This is a genomic window from Pseudoduganella sp. OTU4001, assembly GCF_038440195.1.
Lineage (GTDB): Bacteria > Pseudomonadota > Gammaproteobacteria > Burkholderiales > Burkholderiaceae_D > Rugamonas.
Genome location: NZ_JASATG010000010.1, coordinates 163,864 through 180,326, shown reverse-complemented (window position 1 = coordinate 180,326; position 16,463 = coordinate 163,864). Strand labels below are relative to the sequence as shown.

At 62.9% G+C, this 16,463-nt stretch carries 17 protein-coding genes and 1 tRNA gene; 6 read left to right on the top strand and 12 right to left on the bottom strand.

The genetic code is table 11. The annotated features are described in order from the left end of the window. The 3 genes from AAHE99_RS12130 to AAHE99_RS12120 all read right to left on the bottom strand — a co-directional run. Positions 1-331 (bottom strand): CHASE sensor domain-containing protein (locus tag AAHE99_RS12130; protein ID WP_342117517.1); only part of this gene is annotated, 331 nt, incomplete at its 3' end. 84 nt (positions 332-415) lie between these two features. Further along, the gene (locus tag AAHE99_RS12125) at positions 416-616 is read right to left on the bottom strand and encodes a YbdD/YjiX family protein (RefSeq protein ID WP_342117516.1); all 201 of its coding nucleotides are present in this window, start codon (positions 614-616) and stop codon (positions 416-418) included. A gap of 4 nt (positions 617-620) precedes the next feature. Next, entirely contained in the window at positions 621-2,681 is a 2,061-nt protein-coding gene (locus AAHE99_RS12120; protein ID WP_342117515.1) for a carbon starvation CstA family protein, read from the bottom strand. 130 nt (positions 2,682-2,811) lie between these two features. Here AAHE99_RS12120 and AAHE99_RS12115 point away from each other — a divergent pair, with 130 nt between their 5' ends. The 5 genes from AAHE99_RS12115 (at position 2,812) to AAHE99_RS12095 (ending at position 9,010) form a co-directional block, all read left to right on the top strand. Then, complete coding sequence (locus AAHE99_RS12115) at positions 2,812-4,167, top strand: cache domain-containing protein (RefSeq protein ID WP_342117514.1); 1,356 nt, start codon at positions 2,812-2,814, stop codon at positions 4,165-4,167. Between the two features lie 2 nt (positions 4,168-4,169). Then, a complete protein-coding gene (locus AAHE99_RS12110) occupies positions 4,170-4,787 on the top strand; it encodes a response regulator transcription factor (RefSeq protein WP_446728917.1) in 618 nt (205 codons plus the stop codon). A 295-nt stretch (positions 4,788-5,082) separates the two neighbouring features. Next, the gene (locus AAHE99_RS12105) at positions 5,083-6,138 is read left to right on the top strand and encodes an HDOD domain-containing protein (RefSeq protein ID WP_342117513.1); all 1,056 of its coding nucleotides are present in this window, start codon (positions 5,083-5,085) and stop codon (positions 6,136-6,138) included. 2 nt (positions 6,139-6,140) lie between these two features. Beyond that, complete coding sequence (locus tag AAHE99_RS12100) at positions 6,141-8,201, top strand: putative bifunctional diguanylate cyclase/phosphodiesterase (RefSeq protein WP_342117512.1); 2,061 nt, start codon at positions 6,141-6,143, stop codon at positions 8,199-8,201. Positions 8,202-8,203: 2 nt separating this feature from the next. Then, positions 8,204-9,010 (top strand): substrate-binding periplasmic protein, encoded by an 807-nt coding sequence (locus AAHE99_RS12095; RefSeq protein WP_342117511.1) that lies wholly within the window; start codon positions 8,204-8,206, stop codon positions 9,008-9,010. Positions 9,011-9,016: 6 nt separating this feature from the next. Here AAHE99_RS12095 and AAHE99_RS12090 read toward each other — a convergent pair whose 3' ends face one another. From AAHE99_RS12090 to AAHE99_RS12055, 8 genes are all read right to left on the bottom strand, one after another. Further along, complete coding sequence (locus tag AAHE99_RS12090) at positions 9,017-9,628, bottom strand: PEP-CTERM sorting domain-containing protein (protein ID WP_342117510.1); 612 nt, start codon at positions 9,626-9,628, stop codon at positions 9,017-9,019. A gap of 171 nt (positions 9,629-9,799) precedes the next feature. Then, complete coding sequence (locus tag AAHE99_RS12085; RefSeq protein WP_342117508.1) at positions 9,800-10,144, bottom strand: YggL 50S ribosome-binding family protein; 345 nt, start codon at positions 10,142-10,144, stop codon at positions 9,800-9,802. Between the two features lie 81 nt (positions 10,145-10,225). Then, positions 10,226-10,939: an arsenical resistance protein ArsH gene (gene arsH, locus AAHE99_RS12080; RefSeq protein WP_342117506.1), complete on the bottom strand. Its 714-nt coding sequence runs from the start codon at positions 10,937-10,939 to the stop codon at positions 10,226-10,228. A gap of 12 nt (positions 10,940-10,951) precedes the next feature. After that, positions 10,952-11,668, bottom strand: coding sequence for an MIP/aquaporin family protein (locus AAHE99_RS12075; RefSeq protein WP_342117505.1), 717 nt, complete (start codon positions 11,666-11,668; stop codon positions 10,952-10,954). Between the two features lie 16 nt (positions 11,669-11,684). Then, the gene (locus AAHE99_RS12070; protein ID WP_342117504.1) at positions 11,685-12,164 is read right to left on the bottom strand and encodes an arsenate reductase ArsC; all 480 of its coding nucleotides are present in this window, start codon (positions 12,162-12,164) and stop codon (positions 11,685-11,687) included. After that, a complete protein-coding gene (locus AAHE99_RS12065) occupies positions 12,161-12,487 on the bottom strand; it encodes an ArsR/SmtB family transcription factor (RefSeq protein WP_342117503.1) in 327 nt (108 codons plus the stop codon). Before AAHE99_RS12065 ends, AAHE99_RS12070 begins: the two co-directional genes overlap by 4 nt. Before the next feature lie 155 nt (positions 12,488-12,642). After that, positions 12,643-12,732 (bottom strand) — tRNA-Ser (locus AAHE99_RS12060). A 43-nt stretch (positions 12,733-12,775) separates the two neighbouring features. After that, positions 12,776-14,383, bottom strand: coding sequence for a methyl-accepting chemotaxis protein (locus AAHE99_RS12055; RefSeq protein WP_342117501.1), 1,608 nt, complete (start codon positions 14,381-14,383; stop codon positions 12,776-12,778). A 113-nt stretch (positions 14,384-14,496) separates the two neighbouring features. On the opposite strand from AAHE99_RS12055, the gene AAHE99_RS12050 reads away from it, so the two are divergent. After that, entirely contained in the window at positions 14,497-15,381 is an 885-nt protein-coding gene (locus AAHE99_RS12050) for a LysR family transcriptional regulator (protein WP_342117500.1), read from the top strand. Positions 15,382-15,410: 29 nt separating this feature from the next. Here the strand turns inward: AAHE99_RS12050 and AAHE99_RS12045 are convergent, their stop codons facing one another. Then, positions 15,411-16,430: a LacI family DNA-binding transcriptional regulator gene (locus AAHE99_RS12045; protein ID WP_342117499.1), complete on the bottom strand. Its 1,020-nt coding sequence runs from the start codon at positions 16,428-16,430 to the stop codon at positions 15,411-15,413. Positions 16,431-16,463: the final 33 nt, after the last annotated feature.

Sequence of the window (16,463 nt, the reverse complement as noted above, 5' to 3'; positions counted from 1 at the left end):
CCAAGGTGGACACCGGCTCGGCTGTGGCGGTGTAGCTGGCGAAGAGCTTGCCTTCGCGGTCGAACAGGGCGGCGCGGGTGATGTCGCTTTTCGCTGCGAGGGCGGCCAGGGCTTGTTCGGCGGTGGGGCGGTCGGCGTACAGCAGGGAGGCGACGCTGTTGGCGCCGATCACGTCAGCCAGGGAAGTGAGCTGCTTGCGCTCTTCGCTGGTGTGGGCCACGATCGACGTGGCGGCGAACGCCAGGAACACCAGCAGCAGGGCGCTGCCGGTGGTGAGCACTGAGATGATGGTCAGTTTCTGGCTTAAGCCGGAGCGTTCGAAGTTGAGCATTTTCGCCGCCGTTGGACGATTCCCACCGGCAAAGAATAAATGCTAAGAAATTCGACACTTTGATCTGGCTCTAACTTCCAGCAACTAGCAGCATCCACCCCGCTTGCCGGCGCCGCCGTAGCGGGCCTCCTGGCGCTCGCGGAAAAACTCTTCGTAACTCATCACGGGTTCACCCGGGTGGGTGGCCTCGCGATGCGCGACGTAGGTGTCGTATTCCGGCAGGCCGCACATCAGCCGCATGCTCTGTCCGAGGTAGCGGCCCGCCTTGGCGATTTCGCCCAGCATGATGTTACTTGGCCGCGGCCGCGTATTGGGCCGGGGCTTCGTTGTGGGTTGGGCGGCTGGCGTTCCAGGCCGCCAGCGCGGTGCGCACGCCGAATACCAGCACGCTGATCACCACCACCATGAAGAAGGCGGCCAGGCCGGCATCCAGGTAGTCGTTGAACACCACTTGCTGCATCTGCTCCAGCGACTTGGCCGGGGCCAGCACTTTGCCTTCCGCCAGGGCGGTCTGGTACTTGGTGGCGTGGGCCAGGAAGCCGATCTTCGGATTGGCGTCGAAGATCTTCTGCCAGCCCGCCACCAGGGTGCACATCAGCAGCCACACGGTCGGGGCGATGGTGACCCAGGCGTACTTGGCGCGCTTCATCTTGAACAGCACGCAGGTCGCCAGGATCAGCGCCACGGCGGCCAGCATCTGGTTGGCAATGCCGAACAGCGGCCACAGGGTGTTGATGCCGCCCAGCGGATCGACCACGCCCTGGTACAGGAAGTAGCCCCAGGCCGACACGCACAGGCCGGTAGCCAGCAGGCTGGCGAACACGGAATCGGTGCGCTTGAGCGCTGGCGAGAAGGTGCCCAGCAAGTCTTGCAGCATGAAGCGGCCGGCGCGGGTGCCCGCATCGACGGCGGTCAGGATGAACAGCGCTTCGAACAGGATGGCGAAGTGGTACCAGAACGCCATCATGGCCTTGCCGCCGACCACGTTGGACAGGATGTGCGCCATGCCCACCGCCAGCGTCGGTGCGCCGCCGGCGCGCGAGATGATGGTGGTCTCGCCGACGTCCTTGGCGGTCTGCACCAGCATTTCAGGCGTGACGCGGAAGCCCCAGGCGGAAATCGCCTGTGCCGCCGATTCGGCGCTGGTGCCGATCAGGGCGGCCGGGGAGTTCATGGCGAAGTACACGCCCGGCTCGATGGTCGATGCGGCCACCAGCGCCATGATGGCGACGAAGGATTCCATCAGCATTGCGCCATAGCCGATAAAGCGGGCATGGGTTTCGTTCTCGATCATCTTCGGCGTGGTGCCGGAGGAGATCAGGGCGTGGAAGCCGGACACCGCGCCGCAGGCGATGGTGATGAACAGGAAGGGGAACAGGTTGCCCGACCACACCGGACCGGTGCCGTCGATGAACTTGGTCAGCGCCGGCATTTGCAGCATCGGGGCGACGATGATGATGCCGATCGCCAGGCCGACAATGGTGCCGATCTTGAGGAAGGTGGACAGGTAGTCGCGCGGCGCCAGCAGCAGCCACACCGGCAGCACGGAGGCGATGAAGCCGTAGCCGATCAGCATCCAGGTCAGTTCGGTGCCGGTGAAGGTGAACATCGGCGCCAGGGCGGGGTTCTCCTGCACCCATTGGCCGCCGACAATCGCCAGCATCAGCAGCACGAAGCCGATCAGCGACACTTCGCCGACGCGGCCGACGCGGAAGTAGCGCGAGTAGACGCCCATGAACAGCGCAATCGGGATGGTGGCCATCACGGTGAACGAGCCCCATGGCGAGTGCGCCAGCGCTTTCACCACGATCAGCGCCAGCACCGCCAGGATGATCACCATGATCATGAAGGTGCCCAGCAGCGCGATATTGCCCGGGATCGGACCCATTTCGGATTTGATCAGGTCCCCCAGCGAACGGCCGTCGCGGCGGGTGGAGATGAACAGCACCATGAAGTCCTGTACCGCGCCGGCAAACACCACGCCGGCCAGGATCCACAGCATGCCGGGCAGGTAGCCCATTTGCGCCGCCAGCACTGGGCCGACCAGCGGGCCGGCGCCGGCAATCGCGGCGAAGTGGTGGCCGAACAGCACGTTCTTATTGGTCGGCACGTAGTCCAGGCCATCGTTGAACTTGTAGGCCGGGGTCAGGCGGTTGGCTTCCAGGCCCATCACATTCTTTGCGATGTACAGGCTGTAGAAGCGGTAAGCGATCAGGTAGACGCAGACAGCTGCGATCACCAGCCAGATGGCGCTGATTGGCTCGCCGCGCTTGAGCGCCACGACGCCCAGTGCGCCGGCGCCCAGCAGCGACAAGCCTGCCCAGCCAAGTTTCTTCATAATGGGATTCATCGTTGTCTCCTCTTGGGATGAATGCCCAGTATTCAAGAATTGAATATCTGTCACAAGCGCACCACTACGCAAACGACGTCCGTAGAACTACGTAGGACAAGCGCGCGGCGGCGGGCTTACAATCGCGGGCATGAAGCTGCGGCAGAAATTCCTGTTCCTGGCCCTTGCGCCCCTGATCCTGGCCCTGTGTGCGATTGCGGTCGCCGTGCGCTACCAGGCGGTCACGCTCGGCCAGCAGCAGCGCGACACCATCCAACAGGCCTACCTGGCGAGCAAGGAGGCTGAGCTGAAGCACTACGTGGCGCTGGCCACCCAGTCGATCGCGCACCTGGTGAATTCCGGCCGCAAGGACCAGGCCACGCTGGACGAAGCCAAGCGCATCCTGTCCACCCTGAGCTTTGGCGACGACGGCTATTTCTTCGTCTACGACATGCAGGGCAATTCGCTGATGCACCCGCGCCAGCCGGAGCTGGTGGGCCAGAACCTGTTCATGCTGAAGGACCAGGACGGCAACCCCACCATCCAGCGCCTGCTGGCGCGTGCGCGCGAAGGGGGCGGGCTGGAACGCTACTACTGGGTCAAGCCTTCCAGCCACAAGCCGGCGCCCAAACTTGGCTACGTGATCCCGATCCGCGAATGGGGCTGGATGCTGGGCACCGGCATTTATCTCGATGACGTGGATGCCGCCCTGGCCAAGGTGGACGCCCAGCAGCGCGGCAATATCCGCAACACCCTGCTGTGGATGGCCGCCATTGCCGCCCTGGCCCTGGTGGCGGTGGGGGTGTCCGGCCTGGCCCTGAACATCCGCGAATACCGCGTGGCCGACGCCAAGTTGAAGGTGCTGGCGCAGCGCGTGGTCGAATCGCAGGAGGAGGAGCGCGCGCGCCTGTCGCGCGACCTGCACGACGGCATCAGCCAGTGGCTGGTGTCGATCAAGCTGCAGATCGAAGCCGCCATCATCCGCCTGGCCGACCCCGCGCAGCAGGACAAGGCCAAAGCCGCCTTCGAACACACGGTGGAGCAATTGAATAATGTGCTGGGCGAGGTGCGCCGCATCTCGCACAACCTGCGCCCCGCCATCCTGGACGACCTGGGCCTGGCCGCCGCGCTGGAACACCTGGCCGGAGAATTCCGCGTCCACAGCGGCGTGGAGGTGGGCTTCGCCGCCAGCGGCTGCACCGACCGCCTGCCGGACGTGGCCAACACGGTGCTGTTCCGCATCGCCCAGGAAGCTTTGACCAATATCGAGCGCCACGCCGGCGCCACCCGTATCACCATAGCGCTTGATGGCGACAGCGAGGGCATTGCGCTGCGTATCAGCGACAACGGCGCCGGCTTCGACGCTGAAGGCATTGCCGGCCATCCCAAGCGCGGTATCGGCTTACGCAATATGATGGAGCGTATGGAGGCGATCGGCGGCAAGTTGCGCATCGAATCCTCGCCGGCCGGCACCGTGGTGCTGGCGCGTGTAGACAATAAGGACTGACAATGACCCGCATCCTCCTGGTAGACGACCACCCCCTTGTACGCGACGGCCTGCGCGCCCGCCTGGAAGCGGTGGCGCAGTTCGAAGTGGTGGGGGAGGCGGGCAGCGCGGCCGATGCGCTGGAAGCAGCGCGCCAGCACAGCCCGGACTTGGTGCTGATGGACATCAATATGCGCGGCACCAACGGCATCGAAGCCACCGCGCAGTTCCACCAGCAGTTCCCGCAGATCGCGGTGCTGATCCTGTCCATGCACGACAAGTTGGAATACGTGACCCAGGCCATCCAGGCCGGCGCGCGCGGCTATGTGTTGAAGGATGCGCCGGGCAAGGATATCGTGGTCGCCATCGAAACCGTGATGGGCGGCGGTATCTATTACAGCACCAACCTGGCGCAGCAACTGGCCAAGCCGCTTGCGCAGGACAACCAGCTCACCTCGCGCGAGGCGGAAGTGCTGCGCCACCTGGCCAATGGCGAATCGAACAAGCATATTGCGCGCGAGCTGGATTTGAGCGTGCGCACGGTGGAAACCCACCGCCTGAACATCAAGCGCAAACTCGGTATCGAGGGACAGGCAGAATTGATCAAATTTGCTGTCCAACACGCACAATTTAATAAGTGACAATTGACAAATTGGTCACCAATGTATCGCTGCCGGTACAAATCCCGCAATTCGATTGCGTCCTCTAAGCCTCAAAACCTGACTTTTGAGCAATTTCTGTTATATTCCATAAGTCTTGTAACACGGGTGTGGCCGTACGCGCACAATGGTTGCTTTACATCAATAAAACATTTACCATTGTTGCCAATACCACACCGAGATTCCGATGTTTGCGTCAGATCCAAATTCGTTTCCGCTGGTGGGAATCAAGCCAATCCTGAACACCCAGAACCAGTGGGTCGGATTGGCGTTTCAAATGCCGTGCGCCGCTTCGCTGCCGGCGCTGCAAGCGCTTCTATCCTGTCCTGAATCCGTCGAACTGAGTTCGCTCGATTTCTACATTCCCCTTGCCGACCCGCTGGCGCTGGAACCGTCGCAGCTCGATGGCCTGCCGCTGAGCCGCATGGTATTCACCGTACGTGCCGCCAGCCTGGCCGACGACGCGGTGCAAAAGCGCTGCAAGGAGCTGTCCGAGCGTGGCCTGCGCCTGATGGCGGACGGCGAGGTGAGTATCACCGCAGCCCAGGCGGGCATCCGCGGCCTGGACTTCGACTGTTCCGAGGCGCTGCCTAGCGCGCTGGCGATGATGACCTTGCCCGGCCCGCACCTGGCGCGCAATATCCACTTCGCACCAACCGGCTTCGCCCTGTACCGCGGCGAGCTGCCGCGCGCCCAGGAGCATGATGCAGGGCAGGGCGATGGTACTTCCCGCAAACGCCTGCTTGCCCTGCTTGGCCTGCTGGCCCAGGACGCCGATTCGCGCGAACTGGAAACCCTGCTCAAGCAGGATCCGGCACTGTCCTACCAGCTTCTGAAGCTGGTGAATTCGGCCGCCTTCGCACCGAACAGCAACCCAATCAGCAACTTCGGCCAGGCCATCAACCTGCTTGGCCGCCGCCAGCTGCAACGCTGGCTGCAACTGCTGCTGTACGCGCGCCAACAGGAAGACGGCCTGGCAAACGCCTTGCTGCCGCTGGCCGCCCTGCGCGCCGCGCAAATGGAAGCCCTGTGCAAACTGCGCGAAGGCGACCGCGATGAGCAGGACCTGGCCTTCCTGGTCGGCGTGTTCTCGCTGCTGGACGTGCTGCTGGCCATGCCGATGACGGAAATCGTCTCCGCCCTTAACCTCGACCTGGACGTGGTCGCGGCCCTGCTCGACCGCAGCGGCCAGCTGGGCGAAATGCTGGCGCTGGTGGAAATGCACGTACCGCAGACCAGCGCCTTGCGCGACGTCGGCATCGACAACGAAACCTACTGGCGCAGCCTGCTGCAGGCCTACGACTGGGCGCTGCAAGTCAGCAGGAATGTGTAACCATGCACGCGCATCCGGTCTCCGATTTCCTCACCAGCAGCGCCGCCCTGTGCGACGCCGTGCTGCGCCTGCGCGGTCCCGCGCTGGTGGAGGAGATGGGCCGCATCGCGCGTGAAGTCACCGGCAGCCCGCATGGCCGCTACGTGCCGCGCGACGTGACCCCGGCTACCGGCTTGCCGGGCTGGGAAAACGGCCTGTCGCAGCTGATCCAGTTCGACGCCCACTATTTCGGCCGCTTTGAAGTATCGGGCCGCGACAGCTACACTGAGACAACCAGGCAGCACCTGGCCAGTCTGGCCAGCCTGGCCGGCAGTGTGCTGCAGGTGCATTCGGTGGCGCAGCGCACCACCCACGCCTATGTGCAGGTGGAAGCGCGGCTCCAGCATCAATCGCAAATCCTGGACCAGATCCACGAATCGGTGCTGACGATGGACTTGAACGGCTTCATCACCAGCTGGAACAAGGGCGCCGAGCGCCTGTTCGGCTATTCGGCGGTGGAGGCGGTCGGCCGCAACATCATCTTCCTGTACGACGACGAAGACGAGACTTTCGGCGACCCGTTCCTGGAGCAGGGCGGCCGCCTGATGGAAGTGCGCCGCAAGAAAAAGAACGGCGAAGTATTCTGGGCCAGCCTGTCGCTGTCGCCGCTGTGCGACATGGAAGACCGCTCGATCGGCCTGATCGCCTACCTGACCGACATCACGGAACGCAAACAGGCGGAGGAGCGCATCCACCACCTGGCGTACTACGACGCGCTGACCAACCTGCCGAACCGCTCGCTGCTGACCAAGCTGGTGGACCAGGCCCTGACCGTGGTCCAGCGCAGCAAGCAACACGGCTGCGTGATGTTCATTGACCTGAACCGCTTCAAGCTGATCAACGACACCTTGGGCCGCGAGGTGGGCGACGCCTTGCTGCGCGAAGTGTCGCAGCGCTTCCGCCTGGCGCTGCGCGACCAGGACATCGTGGCGCGCCTGTCCGGCGACGAATTCGCGGTCGGCCTGTTCGACATCAACCAGCATTACGAAGCCAGCATGGTGGCCAACAAGCTGCTGTCGGCGCTGAACGAGCCATTCCTGATCGATGGCCACGACCTGCGCGTCAGCGCTTCGATCGGCATCAGCGTCTATCCGCAGGATGGCAGCGACGCCGAAACCCTGCTGCGCCTGGCCGATATCGCCATGTACCGCGCCAAGCAGAGCGCCAGCACGGACGGCGAGCATATCGCCTTCTACAGCCAGGACATGAACAAGGGCATGCAGGAGCGCATGCGCATCGAGTCGGGCCTGCGCCAGGCGCTGGGCAACGGCCAGCTGCTGCTGCATTACCAGCCCAAATTTGAAATCAGTTCCGGCAAGATCATCGGCGCCGAAGCGCTGGTGCGCTGGAAGCATCCCGAGCGCGGCCTGGTGCCGCCGGCTGAGTTCATTCCGCTGGCCGAAGCCACCGGCTTGGTGGTGCAGGTGGGCGAATGGGTGCTGGAAGCCGCTTGCGCCCAGGCCCAGGCTTGGAAAGAACGTGGCCTGCCGCCGGTGCGCCTGGCGGTCAACGTGTCGGCGCGCGAATTCACCTCCGCCTTGCCGGGCCGCGTGACGGAAACCCTGCAGCGCTATGGACTGGAGCCATCCTGGCTGGAGCTGGAAATCACCGAATCGACCCTGATGCACAATATCGACCGCGTGATCGGCATCATGGATCGCCTGACGGCGCAGGGCATCACCCTGTCGCTGGACGATTTCGGCACCGGCTATTCCAGCCTGTCCTACCTGAAGCGCTTCCCGATCGACACGCTGAAGATCGACCGCTCCTTCACCACCGGCATCCCGGTCGACACCAACGACTGCGCCATCGCCAGCACCATCATCAGCATTGCCCAGCAGCTGAAACACAAGGTGATTGCCGAGGGCGTGGAAACCGTCGAACAGCTGGCCTTCCTCAAGGATTCCGGCTGCGACGAAGTGCAGGGCTACCTGTTCTCGCGCCCCTTGCCGGCGCAGGAATTCGAGAAGGCGCTGCTGCAGAACTGGGCGCCGCCACCTCCTATTGCCGCCAACGCGGGCTGACCATGCTACGCGCTGCCGCCCTGGCCATCCTCCTGTCCTGCGGCATGCAGGCGGCGCTGGCCGAGGAGAGCCCGCGCATCAAGTTCGGCCTGCAGGACGACATTGCCCCCTTCGTCATGCCGGACCGGAACAGCGGCCTGATGGTCGACGTGCTGCGCGAAGCCATGGCCACGCAAGGCGTGAAGGCCGAATTTATCTACCTGCCGATCAAGCGCACGGAAGAGGCGCTGCGGCGCGGCGTGGTGGATGTATTCACCGGCGGCAAACCCGACACAGCCTTGCCGGGCGTGCTTAGCCGCTGGCCGGTCACCAGCTTCCACAACCTGGCCATTACGCGGCGCGCCCACTTGCCGCGCCTCGATTCGGTCGCCGACCTGTCGCGCTACCGCGTGACCGCCTTCTATGGCGCGGCAGCCATCCTGGGCCAGGAATACCGCGACGCCGTGCAGCGCAACCCGCGCTACCGCGAGCCGCGGCTCCTGCAGTCGCCGTTGCTGGTGCTGAAGCAGGTCGATGTCGTCATCTCGCAGCGCGACATCTTCTATTTCTACCTGGACCGCCAGTCTTACCTGCGCGACGGCGACTTCGAGCTGGCGTTCCACGACATCATCGGCAAACCGAACGAGTACTGGTTCGTGTTCCGCACCGCCGAACAGCGCGACGCGTTCGAGCGCGGCATTGCCGCCCTCTATAAATCGGGCGACATCGACCGCATATTCGAACGCTACACCAAGGCCTACGGCACCTCGCGCGACTTCTTCCACCCGCTCGATTGCCGCTTCGCCGCGGCCAGGCCGAAGAACTGCTGACGCCCGCTAGCGCCTTTTGCGGCGGACCGCAGCCAGCCCCGCCAGGCCCAGGCCCAGCAAGCCAAGCGATGCCGGCTCCGGCACGTCCTGCGCCTGCGATGGGGTGCGGTTGCCGGTCAGCTGGATGGCATCGATCTCTTCGTACTCGCGCGGATTGCGGTTGGTATCGATGTACACTTTCAGGCCCTGCACCATGAAGCTGGTTTCGGCCCAGCCCAGGGTAAAGTCAAACACCTGGTTGGCAGGGCTGGTATCGGCGCCGCTCCAGACCTGGTGCAGGTTGCCCAGGGTGTCGATGACGTCGACCTGGTAGACGAAGCCATTGCCGGACACTTCGCGGATCAGGGCGCCGGTGGAATACACCGCCTCGGTGAAGCCGACCGAGATCCACTGCTGGCCGACTTCGCGGCCATTCGGCGCCCAGGCGCCGGCGATGTCGCCGTAGGTCATGCGGTCGGGCGCATTCAGCGCCTGGGTGGCAGCCCAGCTGCCGCCCCATTGCGAGCTGAAGCCGACGACCGAGCTGGCCCATTGCGAAATCGGCCCCGCTTGCGCGGCACCGGATGCTGCCAGCAGGCCGGCAGCGAGGAGGGAAGATACTTTGTGTTTCAAGTTCATATTATTTACCAAAGAAATAATCGGAACCTGAGCTATAGCAAATGTTATGCCAGCGACAACAAATCCAATGCTCTCAAGGAGTTACTCAGCGCCGTCAACCTGGTTGCTATCAAAGTGTAAAAGTTTCCGACATGTAACTATGTGTCGGAAATTGTCGCCGTCTGGTGACAATCAACCCCAGCCGTACCAGGCGTCGCGCAGTTCGCCGACTTTGACATCGGCCAGGGCCGGCTGCTTGGCGAGCCAGGCCTGCACCAGCGCGCGGTGGCTTTCCTCCACTTTGCCGTAAGCCTTGCCGGAAACCACAAAGCCGCTGAAATCATCGTTGTAACCGCCGCCGAAGGCCAGGCCGTTGGCCTCGATCGCTTCGCTCAGGAAGCGGTGCAGCAGGGCGTTGCGGTCTGCCTCCGACGGCGAACCCGCCACTTGAGCCTCGATCATGAAACCGAGTTCCTGGAACTCACCGAGATGTTTTTTCTTGAGTTGGCGTTTGTTGTAGCGGCGGGATGCAGTCATGTAGGGTCCTTTGAGTGGATAATGCGGTCGCAGTCTAGCAGTCCGCGGCGCCCGGCATCAAGCCTCGCGCCGCCGCTACGCTCAAAGCCGCGCAATCTGGCGGTCGATGGACTTCAAGGCGCGCTCATTCCTTTCGCTATAGCGGTTGGTCAGGTACTCGGTGCGCCCGCGCATCAGCAGGGTGATCTTGAACAGCTCCTCCATCACGTCCACCACCCGGTCGTAATAGGCGGAAGGGCGCATGCGCCCCGCATCGTCGAACTCCTTATATGCCATCGGCACCGACGACTGGTTCGGGATGGTGAACATGCGCATCCAGCGGCCCAGCAATCGCAGCGTATTGACCACGTTGAACGATTGCGAACCGCCGCACACCTGCATGACCGCCAGCGTGCGGCCCTGGCTTGGGCGCACGGCCCCCTGTTCCAGCGGAATCCAGTCGATCTGGTTCTTCATCACGGCCGTGATGGCGCCATGGCGCTCCGGACTGCACCAGACCTGGCCTTCCGACCACAGGCAAAGTTCGCGCAGTTCGAGCACCTTGGGATGGGTCTCCGGCACGCTGCCGACCATCGGCAACTCCATCGGGTCGAAGATCCTGACTTCGGCGCCGAATTGCTCCAGGATGCGCGCCGCTTCATAAGTCAGGAAGCGGCTGAAGGAGCGTTCGCGCAGCGAACCGTACAGCATCAGGATGCGCGGCGGATGCGACAGGTCGCCTTGCGGTGCCAGCTTTTCCAGCGTGGGAACGTCGAACAGTTCGGACTTGATGTTTGGAAGGTCGGGAATGGACATGGCGCACCGTGCTTATTCAGGAGAGTTGGCAAAATCGCCCGGCGCCACCGTGCCGCCAACCGTTGCATCGGCCGGCGGCGCCGGATACAGCCAGCAGAAGATGCCAGTTGCCGCCGCCATGCCCGCCAGTTGGGCAAGGATGAACCCAGGCGCATCGGCCGGACGAATACCGGCGAAGGTGTCGCTTGCCGCGCGCGCCAGCGTGACCGCCGGATTCGCGAACGAAGTCGAAGAAGTGAACCAGTAGGCAGCGGTAATATAGGCGGCCACCGCGAACGGCGTGATGGCCGGACGGCTGCGCGAACAACCGATGATCACGCCGACCAGGCCAAAGGTCGCGACAAACTCGCTCCACCACTGCGCCGGACCGGTACGCACATGCTGCGACGCGAAGAACAGCGGCTCGCCGAACATGCCATGCGCCGCGGCGACACCGGCAAAGGCGCCAATCACCTGCACCGCGATATAAGGCAGCACTTCAGCCACCGGCACATTGCGCTGCCAAGCTTCCGACAACGTGACGGCAGGATTGAAGTGGGCGCCCGAGATGGTGCCGAACATGAGAATCAATGCCACCAGGCCGGCGCCGGTAGCGATGGTGTTGGCCAGCAGGGCGATCGCCACATTGCCGCCAGCCAGGCGCTCGGCCATGATGCCGGAGCCAACCACCACGGCCAGCAGCATGGCGGTGCCGAGTGCTTCGGCCGCAAGACGTCGGGATAGAGTCATTGCTTTACCTCTTCGCTCAAGGCAGCAGGGTGCCGATGCGTTCCAGCTCCGCCTTCATGCGGGCCGGGTCTTCCTTCAGCTCTTCCAGCGGCAGGGCGAAGAAGGTTTCAATGCGGTGGCGCAGGATGCTGTAGGCCTTCATGAACGCCGCGTCGATTTCTTCGTCGGTGCCGGTGGCATGCGCCGGATCTTCCACCCCCCAATGTGCGCGCATGACAGGGCCCAGGTAGGCAGGGCAGGTTTCGCCGGCGGCACTGCCGCAGACGGTGATGACGATGTCCGGCGTGACCGGCAGATTGTCCCAGGACTTGCTGTGGTACCCCGCCGTCGAAATGCCTTCGCGTTCCAGTAGCGCGAGCGAGCGCGGATGCACATAGCCGGCCGGCTTGCTGCCGGCGCTGATGGCGTGCCAGCCAGCTGGCGCCAGGTGGTTGAAAGTGGCTTCGCCAAGGATGGAGCGGCAGGAATTGCCGGTGCAGAGAATCAGGACGTTCATGGCTTGCAGGATTTGAGGTTATTGGTAGGAGCGCAGCTTTGGCCCGCGCAGCAGTTATCGGTCAGATAGGACAGCACCTCATTCATGGTGTCGAAATTGGCGCTGTAAAAGATGAAGCGGCCATCCTGGCGGGATGCGATCAATCCTGCATTGGCCAGCTCCTTCAGGTGAAACGACAGCGAGGAAGGGGCGACGTCCAGTGCTTCCGCAATCTTGCTGGCGGCCAGGCCCTGCGGGCCGGCCTGCACCAGCAGCCGGAAAGCGCTCAGGCGCGATTCCTGGGCCAGCGCTGCCAGCGCGGCAATTACAGCCTTGGTGTCCATCGTGATTCCAATCCGGTTTCGTTAATCGCTCAATTATCGCATGATGCTACGATAGTTCAAATATTATCGAAATAATGTGACGGATTGATGACAGGCGTCTGCCTTCGTGTCTTATAGGTGGGGGAGTTGAGCGTGCGACTGCTGCGGCACAGTACTGGCGGAAGCGGTGAGATTCGAACTCACGAACGGGATTAACCGTCGGCAGTTTTCAAGACTGCTGCCTTCAACCACTCGGCCACGCTTCCGGAGTGCGGCATTATACCGAATTCGCCGCACCCCGGCCAAGCGTTATGCAAAAGCTAAGCGCGGTGCCCTCGCCGGGGCACGCAGTGCAGGGCGCTGGTCGTGGCGGTGCAAGCGGAATACGCTGACTGCCTGGGCCAGATGGCTGGCCTGGTCCTGCATCGCTTGCGCGGCTGCCGCGGCTTCCTCGACCAGGGCGGCGTTTTGCTGGGTAACCGAATCCATCTGGATGACTGCCTCGTTGATTTGTTCGATGCCGGCGCTCTGCTCGGCGCTGGCGCTGGTGATTTCGCCCATGATGTCGGCCACGCGCTGGATGCTTTCGACGATTTCATGCATGGTGGCGCCGGCCTGGTCGACCAGCCTGGTGCCGGTATCGACTTTGCCGACGGAGTCATCGATCAAGGCCTTGATTTCCTTCGCGGCGGCGGCCGAGCGCTGGGCCAGGGTCCGCACTTCGGTCGCAACGACGGCGAAGCCGCGCCCCTGGTCGCCGGCGCGCGCGGCTTCGACGGCGGCGTTCAGCGCCAGGATATTGGTCTGGAAGGCGATGCCGTCGATCACGGCGATGATGTCGACGATCTTCTTCGACGACTCGTTGATCGAACCCATGGTCTCCACCACCTGCGCCACCACGGCGCCGCCGCGCGCGGCGATATTGGTGGCGCTATTGGCCAGGGCATTGGCTTGCTGCGCATTGTCCGAATTCTGGCGCACGGTGGAGGTCAGCTCTTCCATCGACGATGCGGTTTCTTCCAGCGAGCTGGCTTGCTCTTCGGTACGCTGGGACAGGTCGATATTGCCGTTCGCGATCTGGCCGGACGCGCTGGCAATGGTTTCGGTGCCGCTGCGCACTTCGCCGACGATTTTCACCAGGCTGTCGTTCATTTCCTTCAATGCGCCGAGCAACTGGCCGGTCTCATCGCTGCTATGGATGCGGATATCGCTGGTCAGGTCGCCGGCGGCGACAGTCTGCGCAACGCTCACCGCTGCCTGCAGCGAGCGCGATATCAGGCGCGCCACCAGGAAGGCAAGGGTGACGGCGAGCGTGATCGAGCCGGCCAGCAGGGCAATGATCCAGCCGCGCGAGGCGGCGTAGGTCACGTCGCCAAGATCATTGGCGGCACTGGCGCCAGCCTCGTTCACCTGCACGATCTTGCCGATGTGGGCTTCCATCTCGTTGAACACGCGCAGTGCGTCGCCGCGCATCAGGGCCAGCGCTTCGGGGATCCTGTTTTCGCGCGACAGCGCCAGGACGCGCTCCTGATGGGCGAGGTAGTCCGCCAGCAGCTGCTTGAATTCGGCGTAGGTTTTCTGCTCTTCCGGCTCGGTGATCAGGGCCTCGTACGCGGCCTGGTCCTGGCGGATCTTGTCGATCATGCCGGCCATGGTTTTCTCGTAGCCCGCCTTGCCTTCGGCATCGTCGGACAGTAGGTGCTGCAGGGCGCCGCTGCGCACGCGTGAGACGCCGTATTTCAGCTCGGTCGCCGCTTTAATGGCCGGCATCCAGTTGGTCGCCAGATCCGTTGCGGTATCGTTGACCTTGGCCAGTTGCACCACCGAGACGACGCCGAGGCAGGCTGTCAGCAAGAGCACGGCGGTGAAAGACAGCAATAATTTATTGGCAATCTTGAGATTGTAGAACCAATTCATGATATTCCCCGGAATGTTTTTGAGATTGGCCAAAATATACTTTTGGTGTAAATTTTTGGCGATCCAGCCGATTAAATACATCCCATTAAAAAATCGAATAGAGACCGCTGCCAATGCTTGAATTGCGTTTATTGCAGGTATTCGACGAGATCATTAAAGGCCGCAGCGTTTCGCGGGCGGCTGAAAATCTCGGGATCGGGCAGCCGGCGGTGAGTGTCGCCTTGTCAAAGTTGCGCGAGCATTTTGGCGACCCCTTGTTTGTAAGGATTGGCCATGTGATGGAGCCGACGCCGCTGGCGCGCGACCTGGCGCAGCCGGTTGTGCAGGCATTGCAGGCGCTGGAAAAGGTCTACACCCACCGCGTCGCATTTGATCCTGCCAGCTCCAGCCGTAAATTTGCGATCTGCATGTCCGATATTAGCCAGCTGGTTTTATTGCCAAAATTGCTTGCTTATGTAAGGCGTTACGCGCCGGGGCTGCATATTGAGATATTGCCGCAATTGGATGAGACGGCAAAATTATTGGAAACCGGCGAAGCTGACCTGGCTTTCGGCTTTATGCCGCAACTGGAAGCCGGTTTTTATGAGCAGACTTTATTCCGCCAGCGCTATGTGTGCATCGCCAGCGCCAGCCACCCGCGTGTGCATGACGCGGTTTCGCTCGAACAGTTCCAGTCCGAGCGCCATGCCGTGGTGAGTTTCACTAGCCTTGCCCCGCTGGTGTTGGAGCGCGAGATCGCGCGGCAGAATATCCGTCACCAGGTCGCCTTGCGTGTTCCCAGCTACCTGAGTATCCCGCTGGTGGTCGAAACCACGGACCTGATCGTGACGGTGCCCGAACTGTTGGTGGAGTTATTCACCGGACGCGCGCGTTTCAGGGCGTTTCCCGTGCCGTTTGAACTGCCGGAATTCTCAATTAAACAACACTGGCATGAGCGATTCCATCATGACCCCGGCAATATGTGGCTCCGCCAGACCATCTTTGAACTGATAAGGTAGCCGGCTGCCGGCGGGTTTGGCCGAGTGCGTTAGTTGAAGCGGCGCGTGGTTTCGCGCACCACCAGTTCCACCGGCGGGATGTTGCCGTCCACCTTCTCGCCGTTGATCAGCTTCAGCATGGCCTGCACGGTGGTCTGGCCGATCACGTACAGCGGCTGGCGGATCGTCGTCAGCGGCGGCGTGGTGTAGGAGGAGCCGGGCAAATCGTCGAAGCCGACCAGCGAGACGTCGTCCGGCACGCGGATGCCTTTGCGGTACAGGAACAGCCGCGCGCCGTAAGCCGTCTGGTCGTTCACGGCGAACACGGCGGTGAATGGCTGGCGGCTGTCGTACAGGCGGTTCATCGCCAGCAGGCCGCCGCCTTCATGCAGCGTGCCTTCCACCACCAGCGCCGGGTTGAACGCGATGTCCGCCTCCTTCAAGGCGCGTTTGTAGCCGGCCAGACGCTCGACAGAATCGCGATTGTCGACGGGGCCGCTCAAGTGGGCGATACGGCGGTGCCCCTGTTCGATCAGGTGCCGCACCGCCAGCCAGGCGCCGTACTCGTTATCCAGCTTGAAGCCGATGGCGCGGCTGGTTTGCAGCACCCGCCCCAGCGAAACGATGGGACGCTGCGCCGCGAAGCCCAGCACGGTGGCATCGGTCATGCGTCCCGTCAGCAAAATGATGCCATCGACCTTGCGCGCCAACAGCAGGCGGATGCGCTCCGCCTCTTCGTCGGCATTCCAGTGGCCGCTGACGATGACCGAGGCGTAGCCGGTGCCTTTCAGGCCATCGTCCACACCGTGCAAAATCTCGCCGAAGAAGGGCGAGGCGATATCCTGCACCACAATCCCGATCGTCATGGTGCGGCCATGCTTCAGGCTTTGCGCCATCAGGTTCGGCGCGAAATTCAGCTCGCTGATGGCGGCCAGCACGGCCTGGCGCTTGTCGTCGGCCACCTTGGCGGTGCCGTTCAGGATGCGCGAGACGGTGCTGGGGGAAACGCCCGCGCGGCGGGCGACGTCGGTCAGCGTGGCAGGCGGGGCAATCGTGGCGTGGTCGTTCAAGGGCTTCTCATCATGAAATGCTTTTCAAATGGA

Bases quoted from the DNA above. Each gene is read 5' to 3' on its own strand.
- AAHE99_RS12105 (WP_342117513.1), top strand. From the start codon at position 5,083: ATGCCGTGCGCCGCTTCGCTGCCGGCGCTGCAAGCGCTTCTATCCTGT.
- AAHE99_RS12055 (WP_342117501.1), bottom strand. From the start codon at position 14,383: ATGAATTGGTTCTACAATCTCAAGATTGCCAATAAATTATTGCTGTCT.
- AAHE99_RS12075 (WP_342117505.1), bottom strand. From the start codon at position 11,668: ATGACTCTATCCCGACGTCTTGCGGCCGAAGCACTCGGCACCGCCATG.
- AAHE99_RS12100 (WP_342117512.1), top strand. From the start codon at position 6,141: ATGCACGCGCATCCGGTCTCCGATTTCCTCACCAGCAGCGCCGCCCTG.
- AAHE99_RS12050 (WP_342117500.1), top strand. From the start codon at position 14,497: ATGCTTGAATTGCGTTTATTGCAGGTATTCGACGAGATCATTAAAGGC.
- AAHE99_RS12090 (WP_342117510.1), bottom strand. From the start codon at position 9,628: ATGAACTTGAAACACAAAGTATCTTCCCTCCTCGCTGCCGGCCTGCTG.
- AAHE99_RS12065 (WP_342117503.1), bottom strand. From the start codon at position 12,487: ATGGACACCAAGGCTGTAATTGCCGCGCTGGCAGCGCTGGCCCAGGAA.
- AAHE99_RS12125 (WP_342117516.1), bottom strand. From the start codon at position 616: ATGCTGGGCGAAATCGCCAAGGCGGGCCGCTACCTCGGACAGAGCATG.
- AAHE99_RS12120 (WP_342117515.1), bottom strand. From the start codon at position 2,681: ATGAATCCCATTATGAAGAAACTTGGCTGGGCAGGCTTGTCGCTGCTG.
- AAHE99_RS12115 (WP_342117514.1), top strand. From the start codon at position 2,812: ATGAAGCTGCGGCAGAAATTCCTGTTCCTGGCCCTTGCGCCCCTGATC.
- AAHE99_RS12085 (WP_342117508.1), bottom strand. From the start codon at position 10,144: ATGACTGCATCCCGCCGCTACAACAAACGCCAACTCAAGAAAAAACAT.
- AAHE99_RS12110 (WP_446728917.1), top strand. From the start codon at position 4,170: ATGACCCGCATCCTCCTGGTAGACGACCACCCCCTTGTACGCGACGGC.
- arsH (WP_342117506.1), bottom strand. From the start codon at position 10,939: ATGTCCATTCCCGACCTTCCAAACATCAAGTCCGAACTGTTCGACGTT.
- AAHE99_RS12095 (WP_342117511.1), top strand. From the start codon at position 8,204: ATGCTACGCGCTGCCGCCCTGGCCATCCTCCTGTCCTGCGGCATGCAG.
- AAHE99_RS12070 (WP_342117504.1), bottom strand. From the start codon at position 12,164: ATGAACGTCCTGATTCTCTGCACCGGCAATTCCTGCCGCTCCATCCTT.